The sequence below is a fragment of the Vibrio sp. nBUS_14 genome, assembly GCF_051201655.1.
Taxonomy (GTDB): Bacteria; Pseudomonadota; Gammaproteobacteria; order Enterobacterales; family Vibrionaceae; genus Vibrio.
This window is the reverse complement of the sequence record NZ_CP179206.1, coordinates 3,664,017-3,690,546: the sequence shown is the minus strand read 5'-3', so window position 1 is coordinate 3,690,546 and position 26,530 is coordinate 3,664,017. Positions and strand designations below refer to the sequence as shown.

Here is a 26,530-nt window from a genome sequence, read left to right as displayed (position 1 = left end):
GATAATCAGGTTAATCAGTGCGTAAATGCGAGCATTGAAGTTCATAAAATTCGAGTTTTCTCGTTTATTGTCTTAAGTAATTGTCTACATCTCTAGTGTTATCACACAAATCTGCCGCATGACAAGGAAAATGTCATTCTTTTTTCACATTAAAACACCATTCCACCACGCTATATAACAATCTTATCGCTTTGGTGAGCAATGAATATCCAGAGTGAATACTTTTAAATCAAAGACAAAGGAAAGTTATGGGACTCGCGATAATTCATAGCCGAGCTAGTGTGGGTGTAGAGGCGCCAGAAGTGACCGTTGAGGTGCATATAAGCAACGGAATGCCTGGCTTTACGCTGGTGGGTTTACCTGAGACGACGGTTAAAGAATCGAAAGACCGAGTGAGGAGTGCCATCATCAATTCTCGCTTTGAATTCCCATCGAAAAGAATCACCGTCAATCTCGCTCCTGCGGATTTACCCAAAGAGGGAGGGCGTTTTGACCTGCCAATCGCGCTTGGAATCTTGGTGGCATCCGATCAACTACCCACATCCAAAATAGCTCAACATGAGTTTATTGGTGAATTAGCGTTATCGGGAGAGCTGCGCTCAGTCAAAGGAGTGCTACCAGCGACATTAGCGGCCGATAGTGTCGAGCGATGTTTAGTGGTTCCACACCACAATGGTGATCAGGCAGCCTTAGTCGGCAAGGGGGCTCATAAATCAGCGCAAACCTTGCTAGAGGTTTGTGCGGATATGTGTGGCCAGGCTCAGCTTGGTTTATATCGAACCGAGCATCATCATGTCGATGTGTCAGATAATCGTGACTTACAAGATATTATTGGTCAACAGCAAGGTAAGCGAGTGTAGAAATTGCTGCGGCGGGTAACCATAACCTGCTTTTTCTGGGCCCGCCCGGAACTGGAAAAACCATGTTGGCTTCTCGATTGCGCGATTTGTTACCTGAGATGAGTGACGACGAGGCGATGGAAACCGCTTCGGTGGCTTCTTTAACGCAACAAGAGATTAATCAATACAACTGGAAACAACGACCTTTCCGTTCTCCACACCATTCGAGCTCGATGGCAGCATTGGTCGGTGGTGGCTCGATACCTCGCCCCGGTGAAATATCTTTGGCACATAACGGATTGTTGTTTCTTGATGAGATATATATGAGTTTGAACGCAAGGTTCTCGATTCATTACGAGAGCCTCTGGAGTCAGGCGAGATCATTATTTCACGCGTGGCAGGCAAGACACGTTTCCCGGCACGTTTTCAATTAGTGGGTGCGCTGAACCCCAGCCCGACAGGTTACTACGAAGGTAATCAAGCGCGAGCTAATCCACAGATCATATTGCGCTACCTCAATCGATTATCGGGGCCGTTATTGGATAGATTCGATATGTCATTGGAGATCCCGTTACTGCCCAAAGGGATGTTGGCTGAAGGTGGCGATCGTGGCGAAACAACTCAAGTGGTCAAACAAAGGGTCAAGCAAGCGCGCCAGTTGATGCTGTCTAGGAACCATAAATCGAATGCGCTGTTAGGCAGCCGAGAAATCGAAAAGTATTGCCCGTTGCGACGCGAGGATGCGGAATTTTTAGAAACAGCGCTGCATCGATTGGGCTTATCGATTCGTGCCTATCATCGCATTATTAAGGTCGCGCGAACCATTGCCGATCTTGACGGTAACGAGCTGATCGAAAAGCAGCATCTATCGGAGGCGCTAGGCTATCGAGCGATGGACAGATTGTTGAAGCAACTCACAGCTCAAGCTGTGTAGTCATACCAATCGTAGTAAACAACGTGTCATTTATTTACTGTGATTGGTATAAAAGCAATAAAGCCTGCTTTACGCAGGCTTTCGTTGTTGTGAACTGATGGTTATTAGCGAGCAGTGATGCCTAACTAGAATTTGTAGTTCAAGCCAACTGAGACGATATATTGTGATTCATCGTAGAAGGTAATGTTTGACTCACTGGTACCGTAACCCGCAAGAGAAACGAACGACCAGTTTTCCCAATCCATGAATTTATCATACTCATACGCGGCAAACAGGTTGATGTTGTCGTCACTGCGCTTCTTACCGTAGATAGGGTTACTTGCATCGTAAGAGCGTTGGTTGTAACCCGCAGTTAGTGCGTACTGGTGACGACCCATACTACCGAATAAGCTGACTTCACCACCTAACTGTTCGAATGATGCTGCATCACCTTCTGCATCCGTTGATTGATAAATCAAAGACGGAACCAGCATTATGGTGCGGCTAATAGGCTGACGGTACTGACCTTTCAGGTAGAAGGTATCCGCATCACGCTTTAGTTCTTTGTATCCAACCAGATCGTTTTCTACATCTCTGGTTGCGAAGGCCATGTCCAATGAGAATGGAGAGCCAGCAATGCTGTCTAGCTTTAGACGGAACGCATTACCGGTTTCGTCCGTTTTGCTACGAGCTTCTCCAACTTTGTATGGATTAGCCCAAGTCTCACCAGACATAATCGTTGGCAGAAGTGATGCGTCGATAGTCATGCCAGACTCTAGTTGGTATTTATAGCCAACCTCCAGCACTAAAGTACCGGTTGCTATATCTTCACGAGCGGTACCTGTGTACACCTGGTGATTTAGTTTTTCACCAAAGGTGTAAGCGAGACTGCCTAAAGGTACGACAAGAAATGAGCTTTCAGATGAGGCTTTCTGTGTATTTGACGAGAGGGTGCTATCAGCGTCGGTATTAAAATTTGAGGTGGAAGAGGTTACCCCGGTATTGATAGAGATTTCACCACTAAAACCTTGTTCGTCTGCAAGTTTGGCAAAGGCTGGCGAAGCAACAACGCTCAATGCGAGAAGTGTGATTTTTATTTTCATTTAAGAGTTCCTTGCCCACCGGCTCTTAGGGTGGGCGATTAATGTCAGTAAAGCTCTGAGTTTTGTGGCTGATCATTTATCAATGATGATTTTTGAACTAGGGGAAAAAAGGAAGCCGAAGCTTTCTTTAATCATTGCCTTACTTCTTTAACAAGAAGTTAACCAGCTCGAAGTATTCATCAAGAGAGTTAATACCTTGAGCTTCTACTAGGTAGTGGTTGTTAACCACGACAGCAGGCACACCTGAAAGGCCGCTGTCTTTGAATGCTTTGTCGAAACGACGAACCATGGAATCCACTGCAAAGCCATTGTAAGCAGCGTCAAATTTCTTCGCGTCGATGCCTTCGTCCAAGAAGATTTGACGTAGTTCTGCTTCATCGCGTGGTGGCTTGTTCATGTTATGAATGCGGTTAAACATCACTGGCACTATTTTGTCTTCCACTTTAAGCGCAATCATGGTCGCGTAAGCTTTGCTCATTGGCAGACCCATGTTGCCGCCCATAAATGATACATGGTTCTTTTGTAGCTTCACGTCAGCTGGTAGCTGTTGTTTTAGCTGCTGGATGATAGGCTCAAAGCTATTACAGTGTGGGCAATAGAAAGAGAAGAACTCTGCCACCATTGGCTTCTTTGATGCTTCTAGATCGAGAACTTTGTAGTGTTCACCTTCGTTAAATTTCGCAGCGTGAGCTGAAAGGCTCAACATGATCAATGAGAAAAATGCGAATAGCTTTTTCATTTATCCAATCTCCATTATATTTGAATTTTTATCTAGTTGTATGTTGCGATTGCGGTTACCACTGAGGCATTAACGAAAGTGGTGGCTCTTGCAGGGTAGCAATTTGCTCTTTACAAGCAAGTACTTGTTGCTCCCAATATTTCGGGTCATTAAACCATGGGAAGGCCAAAGGAAACGCCGGGTCGTGCCATCGTTTAGCCAACCATGCCATGTAATGCACCATACGTAGACCGCGTAGTGGTTCGATTAGTTTCAGTTGCGAGGGATTAAAATCACAAAACTCTTGATAACTCTCTAGCAGAATATCGAGTTGCATCAGCTTATCTTGGCGCTCACCGTTAAGCAGCATCCACAGATCTTGAACCGCAGGGCCATTACGCGCGTCATCGAGATCGACGAACATTGGTCCGTCGCGCCATAGAATATTACCCGGGTGGCAATCGCCATGCAGGCGGATATTATCAGTATTGCTCGGCCACTGGCTCTCTAACTCTTTAATTAGAAGGTCGACGTCATTGAAGAACGCATTTTCTAGATGCGTCGGGATAAACTGAGAGTTTTCTAATATCTTACGTGGCTGATACAAATACTCATGTAGGCTGATGGTTGGACGATGTTGGAATATTTTGCCTGCACTCGCCTTATGGATTCGACCAAGGAAACGACCTACACCTTCCAATTGGTTTAAGTTATCCACTTCATACTGTCGGCCACCGACACTTTCAAACAGTGCAAACAGATAGCCTTGGTATTCGTGTAAGGTCGCACCATTGATACGCATTGGCGGTGCGATTGGCATCTCTTGTTCGATCAGCTCTAACGCGAAGTCGTGTTCTTCTTGGATCTGTGATTTGTTCCAACGCTGAGGGCGATAAAACTTAACAACATAGCGTTTGCGGTCTTCATCGGTGAATTGGTAGACCCGATTTTCGTAACTGTTAAGAGCGAGAAGCCCGGATTCAGCGCGAACCCCAATGCTCTCCAGTGCGTACCACATGAAGTCAGGGGTTAGGTTATCAAAGTTAAAGGCTTGCATCGTCATATAATAAAAAAGGCTCATTGCTGAGCCTTTTTCCATTTATTTGGGTGTTATACCAACCGTTCAGATGATTGGTATCAGAGCTTCTTGATAAAGCGGCTTTCGACTTTTATCGTAAACTCTTCATTGTCCGAGAGTATAAACTGAATTGTCGAAACTGGTGAGCTGAGTTTTTCTGGATCGACTCCCAAACTGAGAGGTAGATTCAGAACCTCGCCTGGTTCGACGGTAATGGTTTGCTTACCGTACCAGATCGATTCTGGAAGCCCACTCACATCAAGCTTATATTCTTGCTCTTGCTGGGTTTTGTTAATCACTTTTAGGGTATAGGTGTTTTCAACAAGTCCTTGGCTATTGATTCGGAACAGCTGGTTTCTATCACGTAGAACACTTAAACCTGCAGGGTCAACGCTTGCTATTTGGACGAAGAACAAACCAAGCATAAGAATCAATATGGCTCCATAGCCTAGCAGCTTAGGACGCATCACCTTGGTTGAGTGCCCCTCAAGCCTATGCTCAGTGGTGTAGTTGATCAGGCCCTTCTCATAACCCATACGTTCCATCGTGTTGTCACAGGCATCGATACACGCGCCACAGTTAATACACTCGTATTGAAGGCCATCACGAATATCAATCCCGGTCGGACATACTTGCACACACAAATTACAGTCAATACAGTCGCCTAAGCCGAGTTGCTTGTGATCCACTTTACGTGAACGAGGACCACGGCTTTCACCACGTTCGTTGTCATAGCCCACAATAAAGGTATCTTTGTCGAACATCGCCGATTGGAAACGCGCATACGGACACATGTGGAGACAAACTATCGAGCGCATCCAACCCGCGTTGGCATACGTACAACCTGCGAAGAACAGTACCCAAAACACAGGCCAAAAAGTGGAGTTAAAGGTAAAGAAGCCAATCACCAGCTCTTTGATTGGAATGAAGTAGCCAACGAAGGTGAGACCGGTTGCGATAGCAATAGCCCACCATGCGATGTGTTTGAGTGTTTTCCTGATCGCCAAATTGGCGGTGAGTTTGTTTGAATCTTGCTTCTTACGTTTGTTAGCCGCGCCTTCCAGTTTCTCTTCGAACCAGATGTACATGAAGGTCCAGACGGTTTGCGGGCACAAATAGCCACACCAGACACGTCCTAAGAAGGTGGTTATGAAGAATAAGCCAAATGCCGCAATCATGAATAGGATGGCGAGTAGCGTCAGATCTTGTGGGTACAGAGTTGTACCAAAGAAGTTGAACTGTTGGCTGCCGATATCGAGCAAGATCGCTTGTCGTTCACCAAATGGGAGCCATGGGATAAGCGCAAAAAGTAAAAGTAAGAACCAACCGCCATAGCGGCGTAACTGTTGGAATTTACCTTTGCTTTCTCGCACATAGATGCGGTTACTTGGGTTAAATCGATCTCCATTACCTTTATGTGTCTTAGGGTTAAAGGTTTTAGGAGTCACATCTTTGATATCGATTTTATCCTGACTCATGGAATATCCTTTTGGTGGCTATACCCTTCTGCGAGAGTATTGACGACATTGCTTTAAAATATGATGTTAGAGAACCTAAGCTTCGAGTTTGGTGCATGGGCTGACTTAGCACTGACTCTTATTATTTTAGAAGATTCTTATGGGTGGCGATTATAACGGCAATCTTGTTGCCATTTCTTTAACGCAATCAACCTTTAACAACAAAAGTGGTAACAGTTGTGACGAAAAAATAGCGAACAGAAACAAAATAAGCGACCGAGTAGGCGCTTGTTGAAAGTCTGTGTGATCGTTTAAAGCTGGTTAGATGATGCCGCGCGCTTTCAGAATCGCTGTTTTGAAGTCATCTTCTTGGTCTTTTTTTAGACCTGGGATCATTTCATCTTTTTCGCTGTTACGCATTTTTAGATGATAGATAAGAACATCATCAGTCAGATCTTCAAGCTTACCTTGGTAGCCCGCTTCTTTTGATAGCTTAATGATGAACTCTAATAAGTTAAGCTCTTGATCTTTTTGCCACTCAGGCTCCATAAGCTCAAGAAGTTCTTCAATGCGGTGACACTTCATACTTTAATTCTCCACAAATTTTATAATGATTTGTGGTTAAGGTATCAAATCGGATAGGGAATACCAATGTGTAAACACATTTCAGGACGGGACTGTGCTAGAAAAGAAAAAAGCGCAGTAAAAACTGCGCTTTTTGTTAAGCGGCTTTAATTACTTTAGTTGGAGTCGGTGCTAATAAAGTAGTCTTCTCTACTAAAGTCATTGTTGGAGCCAATTTCTTTGCCATTGGAGCAGCAACAAAGCCACTACGACGACGCATCGCACTACGGTTGGTGTGCGAGATCCTGACAGCTGTTGGGCGCATTCAGTAACCTAACGGTCAGGCATATCCATTGCCAATCTAATGGCCTGACTTCTTATGAGCTTGGCTCCAATTGCTTGAGGCTTCACTCGTCTGGCTCTCGCCAATCCGAATAATAAATCAGGATAATGATATGCATGCATATCAAGGCTAGATTACCATTATCTCAGTTATCGATCGACGTCTGAGTGATAAATAGACGATATTAGAGCTAAAATAGTGTGAGCAGTATATTTGAGTTTGAACCTCTTTCAGGCTTAAGATGATGCTTTAAAGGAGGTGCATATGTCGTTCTTGAAGAAAACGTTAGCAAGTTTTGGAATTGGGTCTGCCAAGGTGGACTCTGTATTGCAACAGGAAGTGCTTTACCCAGGTAAGAAGGCGAGCATTATTGTGCATGTGTACGGTGGCGCTCAGCCACAGGAGATCGACAATATCGATCTCAATCTGTGTTGCCGCTATGTCAAAGAAGTCACGATGAACTCGCAAAGGCAAGAAGGCAGTCATAAACGGCGAATGCACCAAACATACTCGTTGGCCAAATGGAGCCTACCGTATGCTTTTGTTATTCAGCCGGGGGAAACTCGCGATTTTGAATGTGAGTTCGATGTGCCATTGAATACCCCAGTGACGATTGGTGATTCCAAGGTTTGGTTAGAGACAGGACTCGATATTGCGATGGCAATCGACCCGTCTGATAAAGACGTTTTGACGGTTCGCCCCGATCCGCTGCTCGATGGTATTTTTAACGAACTTGAAGCTCAAGGGCTACGCATTCGCCAAGTCGAGTGTGAAGCGGTGGAAGGTTTTGAGTTACCGTTTGTACAAGAGTTTGAATTTGTTCCAACCACAGGCCCTTATCATGGCCGCTGGCGTGAATTGGAAGTGGTTGCACACCACGATGAAACAGAGCTCAAGCTGTGGTTTGAGATCGATAGAAATCGCGATGGTGCCAAAGGCATGTTAGCGAGCTTACTTGGTATTTGTCAGCTACAACGCCAATTGAGCGTCCCGCTTGATACTTCACCAGAAGATGCCGGTAAAATGGTGGTCGAGTATCTAGAAAGCGCCTCTTAGCTGAATCGCATTTATTTTCTTAATCACATTGGTTAGCTTTATTGCGCACCTCATAAGTCATTTTGCCATGAAAATTTAAGCTTACACGTGTAAGCTTAATGTGCAATACTAGTCTAATCGAACATTTACTCTAGTAGGATAATCATGTCTGCATCATCGGCGAGCGAATACAGTGACATCGAAGAACGCGCTAATGCGATAACTCATGGCTTAGGCGTGGTGCTTGGTGTGGTTGGTTTAATCCTGCTGCTGATTCGTGCGTTTGACTATCAAGCTGACATGCTGACTATTACCAGCATGACGGTCTATGGCAGTAGCATTATCCTTCTGTTTCTTGCTTCTACGCTTTATCACTCGATCACCACGGAAAAAACCAAGCGCTTACTGAAAACCCTCGATCACTGTGCTATTTATTTATTGATCGCAGGCAGCTACACACCTTTTTTATTGGTCGGATTAAGAACCCCACTGGCAATGGGCTTGATGGCGGTTATCTGGGGAATTGCGTTGGTCGGTATTATCATGAAGATAGCATTCGTGTACCGATTTAAGCGTCTATCGCTGTTCATTTACTTAGCGATGGGTTGGCTATCTTTGATTGTGGTTTATCAATTAGCGATGAACATCGATATCGGTGGTTTGGTGTTGCTAGCGGTGGGTGGGGTGATTTACTCGCTGGGTGTGATTTTCTATGTGGCAAAACGCATCCCTTATAACCATGCCATCTGGCACTTGTTTGTATTGGCGGGCTGCGCTTGCCATTTCTTCGCTATTTATCTGTACGTGACTCCGGTTTAACGAGCCAGCACCTCAACGATTTCAGCTTTGATTTGATACTCTGGGTATTGATCAACAGCTAGGTTAAGCGGCGTACCTTCGGCATCGGTTTTTGGTCGAAGGTAGGTATCCGCCATACGCTTTATCGATTTCCAAACCGCTACCGTTTTCTCTTCTAATAATTCCCCACTTGGTGAATACACTCCTAATTTCAAAGAAACTAAGATCACAGCCTGCGTACCTTGGTTGGTAATCGCCGTTGGGATGATCAGTTCGCCATCTTCGTAGTGGCTCTCACCCAATACTACATCCACACCCGATTGAGATAGCTGTAAGCTTGGCTTCTTGCTATCAATAACAATCGTAGTACCACGCACATTAGTCGCGATTGGGACGGCTACAACCGGCGCTGCTGCAACAGGGACTGCGATTTCTGATGTTGTCGCCGTTTCTGCTTGCTTCTGTGCCACGTATTGCCACGTAAAGTCATCTTTTAGCAGTATCTGTTTACCATCTTGCAGAGTCACCATTTGGTCGGCGAATGCAGAGCTGCTAAGCAGTGCGCTTGCGATAAGTAGGTATGATTTCATCTGTGCTTCCTTAAATATTCGCGTAATTAGCGTCGCCAAAAGGCTGGGAAAAATAGAACAATTAGCGTCAGTATCTCAAGTCGGCCCATCAACATACCTAAACTTAATAACCATTTAGCGGCGTCTGGTAGTGGGGCAAAGTTCCCCGTTGGACCGATCACGCTGCCCATGCCTGGGCCAACGTTGGCTACGGCTGTAATCGCACCTGAGATACTTGTTATTGGGTCTAATCCCATCGCACTCAAACCACCAGCGATTAAGATAATAGTAATAAAGAACATCAAACCAAATGCGACTAATGAGCGAACAATGTCGTCACTGACTGGGCGTTGGTTGTAGCGTTGCACAAACACACCTGACGGATGAATCAGCTTCATCATTTGTTTGTGGAGCATGGTCATCGCGATCTGGAAGCGGAATATTTTAATACCACCAGAGGTTGAGCCTGAACAAGCCCCGGCCATCATTAGGAAGGCAAACAGTGTGGTTGGTAGTGCGCCCCATGCGGTGAAGTCTTCTAAGCCAAAACCGGTTGTGGTGACGACTGATACGATGTTGAACATCGAGACACGCAGAGCATCCATCACGCTATACCCATCTCTCATCACCAACCATGTGGAGATCACAGCACTGGTGAATAAGAATAGGTAAGTGAAACCTCTGACTTGCGCGTCTTTATAGAGTAATGAGAGCTTTCGGCCTCGAAGTACACTGACAAACAGTAAGAACGGCAAACCACCAAGGAACATGAACGCAGTTCCGACCCAGTGGGCGCTGTTAGAGAAATGATTCATTGAGCCGTCTGAGGTCGAGTAACCGCCAGTCGAGAGCGTTGTGAATGCGTGATTGATGGCATCAAAGACGCTCATTCCAGCAAACAGGTAGCTCACCAAGCACAAGCCTGTCAGTACCAAATAAACCGCCACAATGTTTTTGGCGACGGTTTTCGCTCGAGGGCTACTTTTATCTGACCAATCGGAAGATTCGGTTTGGAACAGGCGCATACCGCCGACGTTAAGCATTGGCAGAACGGCTACCGCCATCACGATAAAGCCGATGCCGCCTAACCATTGCAGTATAGAACGCCATAACAGAATGCTTGGTGCCATGCTGTCTAAGCCGCTTAATACGGTTGATCCTGTCGTGGTGATACCAGACATGGTTTCAAAATAGGCGTCAGTGAAGCTGATGTGGTTGATGAAGACAAAGGGCAGTGCAGCGAAGGCACTGGCAATAGTCCATACCAAAGAGGTAATAAGGAACATGTCCCGCACCCCTAATCGAAACTTAGCGGAGCGGCCTAAGCTTAAGCAGATGAACGCCACAATGTGAGTGATCACTACCGATTGACCAAACTCGAGGAAGCCACCGGTGCCAGTAAAAAAGGCAACCAATGTAGGGATGTACATGAAAAGGGCGAGCTTCGATAACACTAACCCTATCACTAATAATATCGGACGAAAGTTGACCATAGCTTAATAGACCATAGCTTTAATTGATTACAGCTTTGTGCCAGAGCGTCGTTCTCACTAGAAGAAAGTTGTGAGAAGAAGCTTACGAGAACAAAGCTATAAGAAGAACGGGCTCGGTTGAAATAGAGACTCAACATCAGGTACGTATTTCTTGTCCACTAGGAACATTACTACGTGGTCATCTTGCTCGATTACGGTTCTATCGTGCGCGATAAGCACCTCTTCTCCGCGAACAATCGCCCCAATGGTGGTGCCCGGTGGCAGTTTGATGTCGCCAATCGCTCGACCAACAACCTTAGATGTGGTTTCGTCACCGTGAGCAATGGCTTCGATCGCCTCAGCAGCGCCACGACGTAGAGAGGATACGTTTACAATATCAGCACGACGAACGTGAGTAAGCAGCGCAGAAATGGTCGCTTGCTGTGGAGAGATCGCAATATCAATCACACCGCCCTGAACCAGATCGACGTAGGCACCACGCTGAATCAGTACCATTACTTTCTTGGCACCCATTCGCTTAGCCAACATCGCTGACATGATGTTGGTTTCATCTTCATTAGTTAAGGCAATGAACACATCCACCTGATCAATGTTCTCTTCGGTCAGCAGTTCTTGGTCGGCTGCGTCACCACAGAATACGATGGTGTTTTCTAATTCTTCAGATAGCTTCTCGGCACGAGTGTAGCTGCGCTCGATAAGCTTGATGCTGTAGCTCTGCTCAAGGCGTTTCGCCAAGCTTGCCCCAATGTTACCACCGCCCACAATCATGATTCGACGATACGGTTTCTCTAGACGCTGAAGCTCACTCATTACTGAGCGGATGTGGTTACTCGCTGCCACAAAGAAAACCTCATCATCGGCCTCAATGATGGTAGTGCCTTGTGGGCGAATAGGGCGACCTTGACGGAAGATAGCCGCAACACGAGTATCAATGTGAGGCATGTGCTCACGCAAAGCAGACAGTGCGTTACCAACCAATGGTCCACCGTAGTAAGCTTTTACTGCTACTAGGCTCACTTTCTGTTCAGCAAAGCTCACAACCTGCAGTGCACCTGGGTATTGAATCAAGCGCTCGATGTAGCTGGTTACCAGCTCTTCGGGTGCAATCAGGTGATCGACCGGAATCGCACCTGATTTGAAGAGTGCTTCTTTCTCTTCTAAATACTGTGGAGAGCGGATACGGGCAATACGATTCGGTGTGTTAAACAGAGAGAAGGCAACCTGACATGCGGCCATGTTGGTTTCATCCATGTTGGTTACGGCAACCAACATGTCGGCATCTTGCGCGCCCGCTTCACGTAGTGTGTTCGGGTGGCTGGCATAGCCGTTTACAACCCTAAGGTCGTATTTGTCTTGAAGTTCACGCAGTCGGTCGGCATTACGGTCGACGATCGTGATGTCATTGTTTTCACCCACTAGGTTTTCAGCAAGGGTACCGCCAACTTGTCCAGCACCTAGAATAATGATCTTCATAGCCTTTCTCTTATTTTTTGCCGTTGTAATCCTAGTGATCTCATTTCGCTTTGATAATGCACTAGAAAGAAACAGCGGCTAAGAAATAAATTCTTAGCCGCTGTTAGTTGTTATGCCTGTTTTACTAGAACTGCGTAGTAGAAGCCATCCATATCTTCTTCACCAGGCAGTATTTGACGACCCGGTTTTTCGATATCAGACCCAACCAGCGTTGCGTTCTCGGTACGCTCTAAGAATGCTTTCACTTGCAGCACGTTTTCTTGCGGCGTGATAGAGCATGTCGCATAAACCATGGTGCCACCTTCTTTTAGCTGGCGCCACATTGCATCCAAGATCTCGCTTTGTAGCTCTGCTAGTGCATCGATATCAGAGGCACGGCGTAGCCACTTAATGTCAGGGTGACGGCGAATTACACCGGTCGCTGAACACGGAGCATCAAGTAGGATGCGGTCGAACTGACTGCCAGTCCACCACTCTTCAGGGTAGCGAGCATCACCACAGATTACGTCGGCACGCAGTTGTAGGCGTTCAAGGTTATCGTAAACGCGGTCTAGGCGTTTAATATCACTGTCAATCGCAACCACTTCAGTGTCTTGAGTATGTTCAAGAATGTGCGCAGTTTTACCGCCAGGTGCTGCGCAGCAATCTAGGATTAGCTCACCATCTTTTGGTGTTAGGTAATCAACAGAAAGTTGAGCTGCAGCGTCTTGTACTGATACCCAGCCTCGGTCGAAACCAGGAAGTAAAGTAACATCACAAGGTGACGCTAATTTTATGGCATCAGCCGCTTCTGGGTGCAGTGTGTATTCAATGTTTTCGTTTCTAAGCAGTTCAACATACTCGTCACGAGTGTGGTGTTGGCGGTTTACGCGCAGCCACATTGGTGCCTTGCTGTTGTTTGCTTCAACCAATTGCTCCCACTGATCTGGGTAGCTTTCTTGAAGCATTTTTAGGATCCAGCTTGGATGGCTGTATTTGCCCGCATTGTGGCTAACTGCTTTCTCATCTAGCTCTTCTTGATCGCGCAGATAGCTGCGAAGCACTGCATTGATTAAACCACTGAGACTTGGGCCGCGCAGGGTTTTGGTTGCTTCAACAGTTTCAGCAACGGCAGCATGCGAAGGAATGCGCATAAAGCTCAACTGGTAAATGCCTACTAAGATCAGGTGGTGGAATACGCGCTTTTTACCTTTAAGCGAGTTTTCCATCAGTTCGTTAGCAATTGACTCTAAGCGAGGCAGGTAACGAAGTGCGCCGTAGCAAATCTCTTGCAGTAGAGCATGGTCTCGCGGGCGGATCGTTTTTTGAGCCGCAGGGAGAGCGTGTGAAAGAGAGTGGCCTTTATCGACAACTTGGAATAGGACATTTGCAGCTGCAGCGCGAACATTCATGAGGGGTACCGAATATTTATTTGAATACATGAGGGCATCTCTGCCCTCGTAAAGGTTTTCTAAACTGTGTTTTTATAAGCTACATATTTTATAAGCCACATGCTTTTAAGTACATATTGAGTAGCTTTAAAGTGGTTAAGAAAGTTGAGTGCCAACTTCAAACCAGCTTGCACGTGAGTTCAAGATGTCTTGAACTGACATGGCTTTCTTACCTGGAACTTGTAGCTGTTCCAAAACCAGTATTTTGTCGCCAGTCGCAACATAAATACCAGTCTTATCTGCTTTGATGATTGAGCCAGCTGGTGCAGATGTCGATTCTTCATCAACACGTGTCTGCCAAACTTTAATGCTTTTTTCATCATTAGAGCTGCTATCAACAATCGCAAAGTGACTCATTGGCCATGGGTTGAAAGCGCGCACACAACGTTCGATGTGTTCTGCACTGTCATTCCAATCAATTTTAGCTTCTTCTTTGCTTAGCTTCTTCGCGTAGTTAGCAAGTTCGTCGTCTTGCTTCTCTGCAACGGCTTTACCAGAAGCTATGTCAGCTAAACATTCAACAAGAGCATTAGGACCAAGGCCAGCCAACTTCTCGTACATTGATGCGCTGGTGTCTGTTGCTTCGATTGGTAGCGTCGCGATACTTAACATATCACCAGTATCTAGGCCGATATCCATCTGCATGATCGTCACGCCAGTCTCTTTATCTCCCGCCCAGATAGAGCGTTGAATCGGAGCAGCACCACGCCAGCGCGGTAAGATAGAGCCATGCACGTTGATACAACCCAAGTGAGGCGTATCTAATACAGCTTGTGGAAGCAATAAGCCGTAAGCCACAACAACCATGATGTCAGCATTCAAATCTACTAGCTCTTGCTTAGCTTCATCTGACTTGAAATTTTCTGGTTGGTAAACCGGAATATTGTTTTCAAGTGCGATGTTTTTTACTGGGCTCGCAGTCAGCTTTTTACCGCGGCCTGCTGGACGATCTGGCTGTGTGTAAACAGCAATAACTTCATGCTCCGAAGACAACAACGCCGCCAAATGACGGGCGGCGAAATCCGGAGTACCTGCGAAGACAATTCTTAAAGATTGACTCAAGGTAGACTTCCTTCTTTATTTAGTAATAGCAGCGGTGATTAACCTTGTTTCTCGTTGAAACGTTTAATCTTCGCTAGCTTATCTTGAATACGTTTGCGTTTTAGTGGCGATAGGTAATCAACAAACAACTTGCCTTCTAGGTGGTCAAGTTCGTGCTGAACACAGATTGCCAGAAGGTCGTCAGCGTCGAATGTGAATTCGTTACCTTCACGGTCTAATGCTTTAACCGTTACTTCTGCAGCGCGAGGAACTAGAGCTCGAGCGCCTGGTACAGATAGACAGCCTTCTTCGATACCATCTTCGCCACGTTTGTCGGTAATTTCAGGGTTGATCAGAACCATAGGCTCGTCACGTGTTTCTGAAATATCGATAACAACGATGCGCTGGTGGAAATCTACTTGCGTCGCAGCAAGGCCGATACCTTCTTCGTCGTACATGGTTTCAATCATGTCATCAACGAACTTTTGAATCTCTGGGGTAACTTCTTTTACCGGTTTCGCCACGGTACGTAGACGATCATCTGGTAATGTTAATACTTGTAATACAGACATATACACTCGAAATATTGAACTGTGCCGAAACAGCTTAAACCTTGTTGGCTCAATTCTAGACATTTTAGAGGTCAAATGACAGCATCCTGAAGTTAATTCTCTAATCAGATGTCATATATTCAGACCAAGGAACCTAGGTCATGCGTCATTTTTTCCCCGCTTTATCTCTTCTTTTTGCCTCGCTTTCGTTCGCCGTGATGGCTGAAAATAGTGAGCAACCTTTAACCATTAAACAAGGCGCACCCGAGGCGTATGTGGTGGTTAAGGGGGATACCTTATGGGATATATCCGCGATGTATCTCGACAACCCATGGCTGTGGCCAAGGTTATGGCAGGTAAATCCTGAGATAGAAAACCCTCACCTTATTTACCCCGGAGACAAGTTGTCTCTGATTTGGATTGATGGCGAGCCTGTATTAAGCCTCAAACCCGTCATCAAGCTAAGCCCTAAGATTCGTGTATCAGAGAAGAAAGCAGTACCTGCCGTGAATGAGGGGCTTGTTCTGCCATATCTACAATCTGATCGCTTGGTTGAGCAGCAAGATATCCAATCGGCTCAACGAGTGTTGGGGACAAGTGATGGTAAACGTTTCTTATCGGGTGAAGGCCGACTACTTATCTCGGGCAACCAGCAACATCAAAAATGGGGTATTTACCGTTCTGTCGAAACTTACCAACGACAGCAACCTCAAGCGAGTATGACTTCTTTGCGTTTGGTCGCCACGGCGCGCCTGAAAGAGGTGGGTGCTGAGTTCAGTAGTTTACAGATAGAGACTCAGCTGCAAGAGGTGTTACTTAATGACCTCGTGTTACCAGAGCTTGGCGTTGATCAGGTGAAGCTCTCAACCACGTTTTATCCTGCGCCTAGTGCTGCGGGTCAGTTTGCTAATATCTTGGGTTCGTTAGATGGCAGCCAATACAGCGCAAAGAATCAGGTCTTGGTTATTAACAAAGGCTCGCAAGACAATCTCCGCCAAGGCTCTATGTTTACGCTCAGCGAAAGCGGCGCGGTGGTGTTTGGTAAGCAAGGCGAATACAGCTATGAAGAGTCGGCAGCGAGCGATAAGGTGCAATTGCCAAGTACCTCACTCGGTAGTTTGATGGTCATTCGTCCTTATGAGTATTTTAGCCTCGCGTTGATCACTCAGAGCTCTAAGCCTATAAGCAATGACATTCTGGCGGTATCGCCTTTGGACCTTGCTTTTACGGAAGAGGTTAAGGGCACCGAGTGAATGAGCAACAACTGAGCGCTTGGCTAACTCTAAGTTTTGTTCCGCAATTGGGTGGTAAGCGTCTTTCTCGTTTGCTGAGTATTGATTATCCTTCTAATATTGTTGGCTACTCAAGTCAGCAGCTACAAGCACTTGGTTTGTCTGCCAAGCAAATTTCCTATCTAAGAGAGCAAGCCCCAAGAGAAGTTGAGGCTTGTCTCGCATGGCAAGCAAGACAACCCAACCATCACATCATTACTCCTAATTGCTCACATTATCCCAAACTGCTCAATGAGATCGCCTCTGCACCAAGTGTTCTTTTCGTTAAAGGTCACATTGAGAAACTGATTGAGCCTCAAATCGCGATGGTCGGCAGTCGGAGTGCGAGTATTGAAGGGCTACAGACAGCGAAGTCCTTCGCTAAAGAGTTTGTACAAAATGGTTTGATCGTCACCAGTGGCTTAGCGTTGGGCATTGACGGCTATGCTCATGATGGTGCTTTGGATAAAGGAGGAGAGACTTTCGCGGTGCTGGGATCTGGATTGGATTCCATTTACCCTGCGCGGCACAGAAACCTAGCTGATAGGATTTGTGAAAATGGGGTGCTAATTTCAGAATTTCGTCCAAGCGCAAAACCAAGACCTGAACATTTCCCTCGCCGTAACCGTATTATCAGTGGGTTGTCGCTCGGAACTTTGGTGGTTGAGGCAGCTGAAAAGAGTGGTTCTTTGATTACGGCTCGATATGCCATGGAGCAAGGCCGAGAGGTGTTTGCGCTGCCCGGTTCAATTCACAGCCCAACCAGTCGCGGAGGCAACAGCTTAATTAAAGCTGGAGCATGTTTAGTACAAAATGCTCAAGATGTTCTGATTGAAATAAAGAGTCTGTTAGACTGGTCTATCGATCAGCAACTCAGCTTGTTCGAATCTACGCCCAGCATGGGGGAAAATGAACAATTGCCATTTCCACAGCTGTTAGCTAACGTAGGGTTAGAGGCGACACCCGTTGATATTTTGGCACAGAGAACCCATATACCTGTGCATGAGGTCATGATGCAGCTTTTAGAGCTTGAGCTCTCAGGGCATGTTGTTGCAGTTTCCGGTGGCTATATTCGAAAGGGGAGAGGCTAAGCTATGATGATGGACATACTGATGTACTTGTTTGAAACCTACATCCATAGCGATTCTGAATTGCAGGTGGATCAAGATGAGCTGGAAGATGAGCTTCTTCGAGCAGGGTTTCACCAAGATGATATTTATAAGGCCCTCCATTGGTTAGAAGATCTTGCGGCATTGCAAGATACCGAGAACCAAGCGGCGATTAGTGTGTGTTCTAATACTTCGATGCGTATTTATACCAGTCGAGAGATTTCACGCATTAATATGGAGTGTCGAGGTTTCTTACTGTTCCTTGAACAGATCAATGTACTCACGACAGAGATTCGTGAAATGGTGATTGATCGTGTGATGGGGCTTGAGACCAACGAATTTGAATTGGATGATCTGAAATGGATTATCTTAATGGTGCTATTCAATGTACCGGGTAATGAAAGTGCTTACACGCAAATGGAAGAGCTGTTGTACACCAAAGAGCAAGGTATCTTGCATTAATACAGGCTTGTCATGAGTAGTAAGATTGATAATCAGCTTTTTTCAGCACATGAACATGCACTAGAGCATGAACCATGTCCACAGTGTGGTGGAGAGCTTCAGCTTCGCCATGGTAAGCACGGCCCATTTTTAGGCTGTAAGCAGTATCCGAGCTGTGATTACATCAAGCCTCTTCATCAAAATGATGGTCATGTGGTGAAAGAGCTGGGTGTTCCGTGCCCTAAATGCCAAAACGAATTGGTATTAAGGCAAGGCCGCTTTGGGATGTTCATTGGTTGTAGCAGCTACCCAACGTGTAATCACATCGAATCTTTGGATCAACCAAAAGAACAACCTGAAGAACAGCCACTTGTTGCTTGCCCTGAGTGTGGCAGAGGCCATTTGGTTGAGCGTAAATCTCGCTATGGCAAAACCTTCTATGCGTGTGATAACTACCCTAAGTGTAAGTTCGCAGTAAACCAACCACCTATTATCGGTCGTTGTGAAGAGTGTCAGTTTCCGTTGTTACTTGAGAAGAAAACAGCCAATGGAACCAAGAAACAATGTGCTGATCGCAAGTGTCATCACATTCAATCTCAATAACCTGATGTTATAAACAAAAAAACGGCGCTCACTGAGCGCCATTTTTATATCAAATCCATAATGTAGGCTTACTTCATTTGCTCAGCAAACTCATGCACAGCAGGGTAGGCTTTTTTATCGAGAATATCTGCTAGTGAACATAATGTTCTTTGCAGTTCTGCGTTGTAGTCAGCGCTCACGTTAATGTGGCCCATCTTTCGACCTGCACGCTTCTCTTTGCCATACCAATGAACATGACAGCCACCTTGAGCCAGAATAGCTTCAGGTAGGGTATCTTCACCAAGAATGTTGATCATTGCAGTTGGACGAATCAGTTTGGTGCTGCCTAGTGGCATACCACATACGGCACGTAGGTGGTTCTCAAACTGACAAGTCTCTGCGCCTTGTTGCGTCCAGTGGCCAGAGTTATGAACACGTGGTGCAATCTCATTAACAAGCAGTGAACCTTGAACATCAAAGAACTCAAGTGCTAGCACACCAACGTAATCTAGGCGCTCAGCAATGGCAGTGAACATGGCTTTCGCTTGCTCTTGCAGTTCAATGTCATCAATCGCTGTCGATAAGCTCAACACGCCGTCGGTGTGAACATTTTCAGCCAGTGGGTACACTTGAATCTCGCCATTAGTACCACGAGCACCAACCAGTGATACTTCGCGGTCAAACGGAACAAACTCTTCAGCCACAATCGCTTGGTTGTCTGTTGCGGCAATGCACTCGGCCATTTCTGTCCAAGTTGCGTCAACATTGTCTAATGTCTTTAAGCGCCATTGACCTTTGCCATCGTAACCACCAAGTGTGCTCTTCAATACCATTGGTAAGCCAACGTGAGCGATCGCAGCGTCAAAGTTTTCGCGAGAGTTAATCACGTAGTATTTGGCATTTTTCACGTTTGCTTCGTCTAACAGGGCTTTTTCAAGACGACGGTCACCGCCGGCTTTAATTGCTTCTGTTGTCGGTAAGAACTTACCGCTGCGTTCACACACCTCAAGTACATCGTGAGGAATATGTTCGAATTCAGCAGTAATGACGTCCGCACGCTCAATCGCATTTTCTAAGCCGTTACCTAGAATCGCTTGCGTTAATGGGTGAACAATATTTTTGCTGCCAACATCAAAAGCAGAAATTTCAATATTCAGCGGTGCCCCAGCTAGGGACATCATGCGAGCAAGTTGGCCCGCGCCTAACACAAGAACATGCATGGAAATTAGTCCTCTGCAGGGTTTGGATTAGCCAGAACCGTTTCTGTTTGTTCAGAGCGGAACGCTTCTACTTTTGCCATTACTTCTTCATTGTGTGTACCAATGATTTGAGCAGCTAGGATGCCTGCATTGGCAGCGCCAGCTTCACCGATAGCCAAAGTACCTACCGCGATACCTTTTGGCATCTGCACGATAGAAAGCAGAGAGTCCATGCCCTTCAGTGCTTTGGACTGAACTGGAACACCCAGAACTGGTACGCTTGTGAAAGCAGCAGCCATACCCGGAAGGTGAGCTGCACCGCCAGCACCAGCAATAATCACTTTAATACCGCGCTCTTTCGCACTGGTTGCGTAGTCTGCAAGCAACTGAGGTGTGCGGTGAGCAGAAACCACTTTTGTTTCGTACGCCACGCCAAACTGATCCAACATTTCTGCAGCTAGCTTCATTGTTGGCCAATCAGATTTAGAACCCATGATAATACCGACAGTCATCTCAAACTCCTTCAGGTACGATTTAATTAGTGATTAGATATTTTGCGCGCATTATACGGGTAAAATTGCTCAAGGAAAACGTTTGCGTCAGTCTAAGTTGTTAATTGATACATTTTATAAGCAAATAGCTTTAGTCACAGTGAATGATAATTTGTACACTTAGTGAGTTAGATAACTGAATTAATGAGGCAACCCGTGGATAACTTTCAACATACTTTGCAGGCATTACAACAAGGTGAAGTCATTGCTTACCCGACCGAAGGCGTTTTTGGGGTCGGTTGTGATCCCGATAATCCACAGGCCATCAAGAAATTACTCGACTTAAAACAACGACCAGTCGAGAAAGGGTTGATCTTAATTGCTGCGAACTACGAGCAACTGTTACCTTACATTGATGAAAGCCAATTGACGGAAGAACAGTTGGCAACAGTGAAAGCGACATGGCCAGGTCCGGTGACTTGGATCATGCCAACCAGTGCTAAAGTGACAGAGTGGGTGAGTGGGCAGTTTGATTCAATCGCTGTGCGAGTGACGGATCACCCTTTGGTTCAAAGAATGTGTAATGAATTCGGTAAGCCGTTAACCTCTACCAGTGCCAACCTTACGGGCGAACCACCTTGTATGACGACTGAAGAAGTACAACAGCAACTTGGCCAACACTTGGTCGCGATTCTTGAAGGTCAAACGGGTGGCCGCGAGAAGCCTAGCGAAATTAGAGATGCAAAAACGTCGAAAATATTAAGACAGGGTTAAACCCTGCAAAGGAAAGTAAAATGTCAGCAATTGATAAAGAAGCAGTAAAGCAGTTTTTACTGAGCCTACAAGATTCGATTTGCCAACAGCTTGAGCAAGCTGATGGTAGCGCGTTGTTTGAAGAAGACGCATGGGAGCGCGAGCCTGGCGAACGCCTCGGTGGCGGTGGTCGTACTCGTGTGATGACCAACGGTGCGGTCTTTGAGCAAGGTGGTGTTAACTTCTCTCACGTAGCGGGTAAGGCTATGCCTGCCTCAGCCACAGCTCATCGCCCTGAATTAGCCGGACGTAAGTTTGAGGCGATGGGGGTTTCATTAGTTATCCACCCTAAAAACCCATATATCCCAACCTCACACGCGAACGTTCGATTCTTTATTGCGGAAAAAGAGGGGGAAGACCCGATTTGGTGGTTTGGTGGTGGTTTTGACTTAACGCCATTTTATCCTTTCGATGAAGACTGCCAATCTTGGCATCAAACCGCTAAAGATCTTTGTGCGCCGTTTGGTGATGACGTTTATCAAGAGCACAAAGAATGGTGTGATAAGTACTTCTACCTTCCACATAGAGATGAAACACGCGGTGTTGGTGGTCTGTTCTTTGATGATCTTAACGAGTGGGGCTTTGAAAAGAGCTTTGCTTATATGCAGGCGGTCGGTGAAGGTTTTGCAGCCGCATACTTACCAATTGTAGAACGACGCAAAGAGACGCCTTATGGTGAGCGCGAGCGTGATTTCCAACTTTATCGTCGTGGTCGCTATGTTGAATTTAACTTAGTGTATGACCGTGGCACCCTATTTGGTCTACAAAGCGGTGGTCGTACAGAGTCTATATTGATGTCGATGCCGCCATTGGCTCGCTGGGAATACCGCTACGCACCACAAGCGGGCTCACCAGAAGCTCTGCTTTATAGCGACTACCTAAAGCCTCGAGTTTGGTAGTTCTTCCTTCCTTATCGGGATAGTGATAGGGTCATCTATATAGATGACCCTTTTTTATTTCTGTTAGGTAAGGATATGACACAGCAAGTAGATCGTTATGCCGTTTTCGGTAACCCTATTGGGCAAAGCAAATCGCCATTCATTCACACATTATTTGCTCGCCAAACCAGCCAACAACTTACCTATACAGCATTACAGCCAGAGCATGATGAATTTATCACTGCTGCCAAAGCCTTTTTCAGCGAAGGTGGTCGAGGATGTAACGTAACAGCACCTTTTAAAGAAGATGCCTATCAGTTTGCTAATCGCCTAACAGAGAGAGCTGAACTAGCTGGTGCCGTAAATACCCTTAAGAAGTTAGATGACGGAGAGATCATTGGTGATAACACCGATGGTGAGGGCTTAGTTCAAGACCTGCTTCAACATCAAGTTGCTGTAAAAGGTGCTCGCATTCTTCTGCTTGGCGCTGGTGGTGCTGCTAGAGGAGTGATTCAACCTCTTCTAGACCAAAAGCCGCAACAGCTAGTGGTCGCTAATCGAACCAGCTCTAAGGCTGAACTTCTGGCTGAGATGTTTTCGTCGCATGGCAACATCAAGGGGGTGGGGCTAAGTGATGTTAATGAAGGCTTTGATGTCATTATTAACTCTACCTCATCTGGTCTAAGCGGGCAGCTTCCTGAAGTGTCTGAGGTGATTTTCAATTCTACTAGCGCCGTTTATGACATGGTTTATGGATCGGGAACCACAGTATTCAATCAATGGGCATTAGGTAATGGTGTTCACGCTGCTTATGATGGTTTAGGTATGTTAGTGGGGCAGGCAGCAGAGAGCTTTATGCTTTGGCGTGGTCTTCGTCCGGGAACAAAACAGATTTTAAGAGAGTTACGTAAAAACCTAGAGATGTAATGGGGTGTTTATAAAAAATGAATCAATCAATTCTATTTCCTGATATCCAAGATTGGGATGAAGAAAATCAATCAATCACCTTCCCAGCACAACAGTCGGGCGCGCTGATTGAGTGTATTATGTCTATTGAAGAGTTGTCTCGATTGGCAGGTAAATATATAGAAGAAGGCGAGCAAGCTTTAGTTATCTTTTCAGAGTTGCGTTTCGATATTGAAGAGCTAGCGGAAGAGTTAATAGAAGAAGAGGAGTATGACTCCTCTAATCGGATTCAGATCAAAGCGCTTTAGACTGGAAGCACAGAGTCTAGATAGTCATTTTTATTCTGAACATAGTTGTCAGCTGATTTCTGTAAAAAGGCTCGCTCTTTATCATTTAATGGGCGAGCTTGTTTTACTGGACTTCCTACATAGAGATAACCGCTTTCAAGTACCTTATTCGGTGGCACCAAGCTACCAGCTCCAATCATCACTTCTTCTTTAATAATCACACCATCAAGCACGATAGTTCCCATACCAACAAGTACACGATCTTCAATAGTACAGCCATGCAGCATTACTTTATGTCCGATAGTAACGTCATTACCTATAAATAGAGGATAACCGTCAGGGTTTTCTGCATTCTTATGGGTGACATGCAAAACGCTGCCGTCTTGGATATTCGTTCTCTCTCCAATATGAATGTGGTTCACATCCCCTCGAGCTGCAACCAAAGGCCACACGCTAGAGTCGTTACCGATTTTGATATCACCAACCAGTACTGAACTTGTATCTATATAGACACCTTGCCCAATCTGAGGGGATATTCCTTTATAACTACGTATTGAACTCATAAATCCTCCTTTATATAGGCACCTTAAGCCCTTAATTAAGGGGAATACTAGTGAAAATGGGGTGTTTTGAACAAAAAACGCTCGAACAATCAAAAAAGTAAGAAAAACTTCAAAAAGGGCTTGCCAGTGTGATCGAAATCTCTATAATGCGACCTCGTTGAAACGGGAAGGCTTCTTAAGAAACCAAAACGAATCAGCAGGTCAAATTAGCCAAGCTAAGCGCTTGAAAAAAGTTTTGAAAATAGTGGTTGACACTAAAACTTAAATCGCTAAAATGGCCGTCCGATTTGAGCGAAGCTCAAAAAGGAAAAGCTCTTTAACAATTTAAACCTATCAATCTGTGTGGGCACTCGTTGATGAATATCAAAACGTTTTATCGTTAGATAAAACAGATTCTTCGGAATCAAATGATTTCAGTGAACTGAGTGACCAATACGTTTAACTACTTGTAGTTAATCGGCACAGTCAATTCATTACCATTCTGTTCCTATTTATTTAAGAAGAGAGGGGTAATAGCTTTAGAATTACATGTTCATGTTTACATGAATATTAGTTTTGAAGTCAGTATTCGTTGAGTCACACCTATTAATTTAGGTAATCAAAACTTTAAATTGAAGAGTTTGATCATGGCTCAGATTGAACGCTGGCGGCAGGCCTAACACATGCAAGTCGAGCGGAAACGACACTAACAATCCTTCGGGTGCGTTAATGGGCGTCGAGCGGCGGACGGGTGAGTAATGCCTAGGAAATTGCCTTGATGTGGGGGATAACCATTGGAAACGATGGCTAATACCGCATAATGCCTACGGGCCAAAGAGGGGGACCTTCGGGCCTCTCGCGTCAAGATATGCCTAGGTGGGATTAGCTAGTTGGTGAGGTAATGGCTCACCAAGGCGACGATCCCTAGCTGGTCTGAGAGGATGATCAGCCACACTGGAACTGAGACACGGTCCAGACTCCTACGGGAGGCAGCAGTGGGGAATATTGCACAATGGGCGAAAGCCTGATGCAGCCATGCCGCGTGTATGAAGAAGGCCTTCGGGTTGTAAAGTACTTTCAGTTGTGAGGAAGGGGGTAACGTTAATAGCGTTACCTCTTGACGTTAGCAACAGAAGAAGCACCGGCTAACTCCGTGCCAGCAGCCGCGGTAATACGGAGGGTGCGAGCGTTAATCGGAATTACTGGGCGTAAAGCGCATGCAGGTGGTTCATTAAGTCAGATGTGAAAGCCCGGGGCTCAACCTCGGAACTGCATTTGAAACTGGTGAACTAGAGTGCTGTAGAGGGGGGTAGAATTTCAGGTGTAGCGGTGAAATGCGTAGAGATCTGAAGGAATACCAGTGGCGAAGGCGGCCCCCTGGACAGACACTGACACTCAGATGCGAAAGCGTGGGGAGCAAACAGGATTAGATACCCTGGTAGTCCACGCCGTAAACGATGTCTACTTGGAGGTTGTGGCCTTGAGCCGTGGCTTTCGGAGCTAACGCGTTAAGTAGACCGCCTGGGGAGTACGGTCGCAAGATTAAAACTCAAATGAATTGACGGGGGCCCGCACAAGCGGTGGAGCATGTGGTTTAATTCGATGCAACGCGAAGAACCTTACCTACTCTTGACATCCAGAGAAGCCAGCGGAGACGCAGGTGTGCCTTCGGGAGCTCTGAGACAGGTGCTGCATGGCTGTCGTCAGCTCGTGTTGTGAAATGTTGGGTTAAGTCCCGCAACGAGCGCAACCCTTATCCTTGTTTGCCAGCACGTAATGGTGGGAACTCCAGGGAGACTGCCGGTGACAAACCGGAGGAAGGTGGGGACGACGTCAAGTCATCATGGCCCTTACGAGTAGGGCTACACACGTGCTACAATGGCGCATACAGAGGGCAGCAAGCTAGCGATAGTGAGCGAATCCCAAAAAGTGCGTCGTAGTCCGGATTGGAGTCTGCAACTCGACTCCATGAAGTCGGAATCGCTAGTAATCGTGAATCAGAATGTCACGGTGAATACGTTCCCGGGCCTTGTACACACCGCCCGTCACACCATGGGAGTGGGCTGCAAAAGAAGTGGGTAGTTTAACCTTTCGGGGAGGACGCTCACCACTTTGTGGTTCATGACTGGGGTGAAGTCGTAACAAGGTAGCCCTAGGGGAACCTGGGGCTGGATCACCTCCTTATACGAAGATACCACGATGAGTGTCCACACAGATTGATTAGGTTTAGAAAAGCAAAGAGATGAAGAACTCCCAAGTTCTTCGAAGTTTGTTTCTACTTTTAAAGTAGAGATAAATTGCAGTGTCCCGTTCGTCTAGAGGCCTAGGACACCGCCCTTTCACGGCGGTAACAGGGGTTCGACTCCCCTACGGGATACCATTGGGTCGTTAGCTCAGTTGGTAGAGCAGTTGACTTTTAATCAATTGGTCGCAGGTTCGAATCCTGCACGACCCACCATTCTTTCTCCACGAAGGAATTAAAACTTTTAGTGGGCGATTAGCTCAGTTGGGAGAGCACCTGCCTTACAAGCAGGGGGTCACTGGTTCGAGCCCGGTATCGCCCACCATTCTCTAAATATTCTTGGAAGTTAAAACTCCAAACCACT

The 26,530-nt window shown here is 46.1% G+C and carries 25 protein-coding genes, 3 tRNA genes, 1 rRNA gene and 1 pseudogene; 15 read left to right on the top strand and 15 right to left on the bottom strand.

Annotated elements, in window-relative coordinates; translation table 11 throughout:
- Positions 1-248: 248 nt before the first annotated feature.
- Positions 249-1,773, top strand: a pseudogene (locus tag ACMAZD_RS17400) (YifB family Mg chelatase-like AAA ATPase).
- A 125-nt stretch (positions 1,774-1,898) separates the two neighbouring features.
- Here ACMAZD_RS17400 and ACMAZD_RS17395 read toward each other — a convergent pair.
- From ACMAZD_RS17395 to ACMAZD_RS17370, 6 genes are all read right to left on the bottom strand, one after another.
- Complete coding sequence (locus tag ACMAZD_RS17395; RefSeq protein ID WP_435248075.1) at positions 1,899-2,855, bottom strand: DUF2860 domain-containing protein; 957 nt, start codon at positions 2,853-2,855, stop codon at positions 1,899-1,901.
- Positions 2,856-2,994: 139 nt separating this feature from the next.
- Positions 2,995-3,594 carry a thiol:disulfide interchange protein DsbA/DsbL gene (locus ACMAZD_RS17390; protein ID WP_435248074.1) on the bottom strand — a complete coding sequence of 200 codons (600 nt, stop codon included), beginning with the start codon at positions 3,592-3,594 and terminating at the stop codon, positions 2,995-2,997.
- A 55-nt stretch (positions 3,595-3,649) separates the two neighbouring features.
- On the bottom strand, positions 3,650-4,636 hold the full coding sequence (locus ACMAZD_RS17385) for a serine/threonine protein kinase (protein WP_435249402.1): 987 nt from the start codon (positions 4,634-4,636) through the stop codon (positions 3,650-3,652).
- Between the two features lie 74 nt (positions 4,637-4,710).
- Positions 4,711-6,129 (bottom strand): cytochrome c oxidase accessory protein CcoG, encoded by a 1,419-nt coding sequence (gene ccoG / locus ACMAZD_RS17380; protein ID WP_435248073.1) that lies wholly within the window; start codon positions 6,127-6,129, stop codon positions 4,711-4,713.
- Between the two features lie 300 nt (positions 6,130-6,429).
- The gene (locus ACMAZD_RS17375; protein ID WP_017109664.1) at positions 6,430-6,693 is read right to left on the bottom strand and encodes a YihD family protein; all 264 of its coding nucleotides are present in this window, start codon (positions 6,691-6,693) and stop codon (positions 6,430-6,432) included.
- Positions 6,694-6,829: 136 nt separating this feature from the next.
- Positions 6,830-6,997 (bottom strand): hypothetical protein, encoded by a 168-nt coding sequence (locus ACMAZD_RS17370; RefSeq protein WP_435248072.1) that lies wholly within the window; start codon positions 6,995-6,997, stop codon positions 6,830-6,832.
- A 282-nt stretch (positions 6,998-7,279) separates the two neighbouring features.
- On the opposite strand from ACMAZD_RS17370, the gene ACMAZD_RS17365 reads away from it, so the two are divergent.
- A complete protein-coding gene (locus tag ACMAZD_RS17365; RefSeq protein ID WP_435248071.1) occupies positions 7,280-8,071 on the top strand; it encodes a sporulation protein in 792 nt (263 codons plus the stop codon).
- 144 nt (positions 8,072-8,215) lie between these two features.
- Positions 8,216-8,869, top strand: a complete 654-nt coding sequence (gene trhA, locus ACMAZD_RS17360; RefSeq protein WP_102296550.1) for a PAQR family membrane homeostasis protein TrhA — start codon at positions 8,216-8,218, stop codon at positions 8,867-8,869.
- On the opposite strand, the gene ACMAZD_RS17355 is transcribed toward trhA, so the two are convergent.
- The 6 genes from ACMAZD_RS17355 to def all read right to left on the bottom strand — a co-directional run bounded on the left by ACMAZD_RS17355 (position 8,866) and on the right by def (position 15,426).
- Positions 8,866-9,438: a DUF3157 family protein gene (locus ACMAZD_RS17355; protein WP_435248070.1), complete on the bottom strand. Its 573-nt coding sequence runs from the start codon at positions 9,436-9,438 to the stop codon at positions 8,866-8,868. The two genes, trhA and ACMAZD_RS17355, sit on opposite strands and share 4 nt — an antisense overlap.
- A gap of 26 nt (positions 9,439-9,464) precedes the next feature.
- Entirely contained in the window at positions 9,465-10,910 is a 1,446-nt protein-coding gene (locus ACMAZD_RS17350) for a TrkH family potassium uptake protein (protein WP_435248069.1), read from the bottom strand.
- A 96-nt stretch (positions 10,911-11,006) separates the two neighbouring features.
- Complete coding sequence (trkA, locus tag ACMAZD_RS17345) at positions 11,007-12,383, bottom strand: Trk system potassium transporter TrkA (RefSeq protein ID WP_004735766.1); 1,377 nt, start codon at positions 12,381-12,383, stop codon at positions 11,007-11,009.
- Between the two features lie 110 nt (positions 12,384-12,493).
- Positions 12,494-13,774, bottom strand: coding sequence for a 16S rRNA (cytosine(967)-C(5))-methyltransferase RsmB (gene rsmB, locus ACMAZD_RS17340; RefSeq protein WP_435248068.1), 1,281 nt, complete (start codon positions 13,772-13,774; stop codon positions 12,494-12,496).
- Positions 13,775-13,909: 135 nt separating this feature from the next.
- Positions 13,910-14,875: a methionyl-tRNA formyltransferase gene (fmt, locus tag ACMAZD_RS17335; protein WP_435248067.1), complete on the bottom strand. Its 966-nt coding sequence runs from the start codon at positions 14,873-14,875 to the stop codon at positions 13,910-13,912.
- Positions 14,876-14,913: 38 nt separating this feature from the next.
- Complete coding sequence (gene def / locus ACMAZD_RS17330) at positions 14,914-15,426, bottom strand: peptide deformylase (protein ID WP_004735769.1); 513 nt, start codon at positions 15,424-15,426, stop codon at positions 14,914-14,916.
- Between the two features lie 140 nt (positions 15,427-15,566).
- Between def and ACMAZD_RS17325 the strand changes: the two genes are divergently transcribed.
- From ACMAZD_RS17325 to ACMAZD_RS17310, 4 genes are read left to right on the top strand one after another with little or no spacing between them, the layout of a single operon-like run.
- On the top strand, positions 15,567-16,658 hold the full coding sequence (locus ACMAZD_RS17325; protein ID WP_435248066.1) for a LysM peptidoglycan-binding domain-containing protein: 1,092 nt from the start codon (positions 15,567-15,569) through the stop codon (positions 16,656-16,658).
- Positions 16,655-17,767 (top strand): DNA-processing protein DprA, encoded by a 1,113-nt coding sequence (gene dprA / locus ACMAZD_RS17320; RefSeq protein WP_435248065.1) that lies wholly within the window; start codon positions 16,655-16,657, stop codon positions 17,765-17,767. Before ACMAZD_RS17325 ends, dprA begins: the two co-directional genes overlap by 4 nt.
- Positions 17,768-17,770: 3 nt before the next feature.
- Positions 17,771-18,247, top strand: a complete 477-nt coding sequence (locus ACMAZD_RS17315) for a DUF494 family protein (RefSeq protein ID WP_009848094.1) — start codon at positions 17,771-17,773, stop codon at positions 18,245-18,247.
- 12 nt (positions 18,248-18,259) lie between these two features.
- A complete protein-coding gene (locus tag ACMAZD_RS17310) occupies positions 18,260-18,829 on the top strand; it encodes a DNA topoisomerase family protein (RefSeq protein WP_012605086.1) in 570 nt (189 codons plus the stop codon).
- Positions 18,830-18,897: 68 nt separating this feature from the next.
- On the opposite strand, the gene ACMAZD_RS17305 is transcribed toward ACMAZD_RS17310, so the two are convergent.
- Together ACMAZD_RS17305 and purE are read right to left on the bottom strand one after the other, a co-directional pair.
- Entirely contained in the window at positions 18,898-20,028 is a 1,131-nt protein-coding gene (locus ACMAZD_RS17305; protein ID WP_435248064.1) for a 5-(carboxyamino)imidazole ribonucleotide synthase, read from the bottom strand.
- Positions 20,029-20,033: 5 nt separating this feature from the next.
- On the bottom strand, positions 20,034-20,519 hold the full coding sequence (gene purE / locus ACMAZD_RS17300) for a 5-(carboxyamino)imidazole ribonucleotide mutase (protein WP_004735777.1): 486 nt from the start codon (positions 20,517-20,519) through the stop codon (positions 20,034-20,036).
- 195 nt (positions 20,520-20,714) lie between these two features.
- Here purE and ACMAZD_RS17295 point away from each other — a divergent pair, with 195 nt between their 5' ends.
- From ACMAZD_RS17295 to ACMAZD_RS17280, 4 genes are all read left to right on the top strand, one after another.
- On the top strand, positions 20,715-21,272 hold the full coding sequence (locus ACMAZD_RS17295; RefSeq protein WP_435248063.1) for an L-threonylcarbamoyladenylate synthase: 558 nt from the start codon (positions 20,715-20,717) through the stop codon (positions 21,270-21,272).
- A 20-nt stretch (positions 21,273-21,292) separates the two neighbouring features.
- Positions 21,293-22,210 carry an oxygen-dependent coproporphyrinogen oxidase gene (gene hemF / locus ACMAZD_RS17290; protein WP_435248062.1) on the top strand — a complete coding sequence of 306 codons (918 nt, stop codon included), beginning with the start codon at positions 21,293-21,295 and terminating at the stop codon, positions 22,208-22,210.
- Between the two features lie 75 nt (positions 22,211-22,285).
- The gene (gene aroE, locus ACMAZD_RS17285; RefSeq protein ID WP_435248061.1) at positions 22,286-23,116 is read left to right on the top strand and encodes a shikimate dehydrogenase; all 831 of its coding nucleotides are present in this window, start codon (positions 22,286-22,288) and stop codon (positions 23,114-23,116) included.
- 17 nt (positions 23,117-23,133) lie between these two features.
- The gene (locus tag ACMAZD_RS17280; protein WP_435248060.1) at positions 23,134-23,403 is read left to right on the top strand and encodes a DUF1488 domain-containing protein; all 270 of its coding nucleotides are present in this window, start codon (positions 23,134-23,136) and stop codon (positions 23,401-23,403) included.
- On the opposite strand, the gene ACMAZD_RS17275 is transcribed toward ACMAZD_RS17280, so the two are convergent.
- A complete protein-coding gene (locus tag ACMAZD_RS17275; protein ID WP_435248059.1) occupies positions 23,400-23,945 on the bottom strand; it encodes a gamma carbonic anhydrase family protein in 546 nt (181 codons plus the stop codon). The genes ACMAZD_RS17280 and ACMAZD_RS17275 overlap by 4 nt on opposite strands.
- 608 nt (positions 23,946-24,553) lie before the next feature.
- Here ACMAZD_RS17275 and ACMAZD_RS17270 point away from each other — a divergent pair.
- The 4 genes from ACMAZD_RS17270 (at position 24,554) to ACMAZD_RS17255 (ending at position 26,491) form a co-directional block, all read left to right on the top strand.
- Positions 24,554-26,108 (top strand): 16S ribosomal RNA (locus ACMAZD_RS17270).
- A 120-nt stretch (positions 26,109-26,228) separates the two neighbouring features.
- Positions 26,229-26,304: transfer RNA gene (locus ACMAZD_RS17265), tRNA-Glu, on the top strand.
- A gap of 2 nt (positions 26,305-26,306) precedes the next feature.
- Positions 26,307-26,382, top strand: a tRNA-Lys gene (locus ACMAZD_RS17260).
- A 33-nt stretch (positions 26,383-26,415) separates the two neighbouring features.
- Positions 26,416-26,491: transfer RNA gene (locus ACMAZD_RS17255), tRNA-Val, on the top strand.
- Positions 26,492-26,530: the final 39 nt, after the last annotated feature.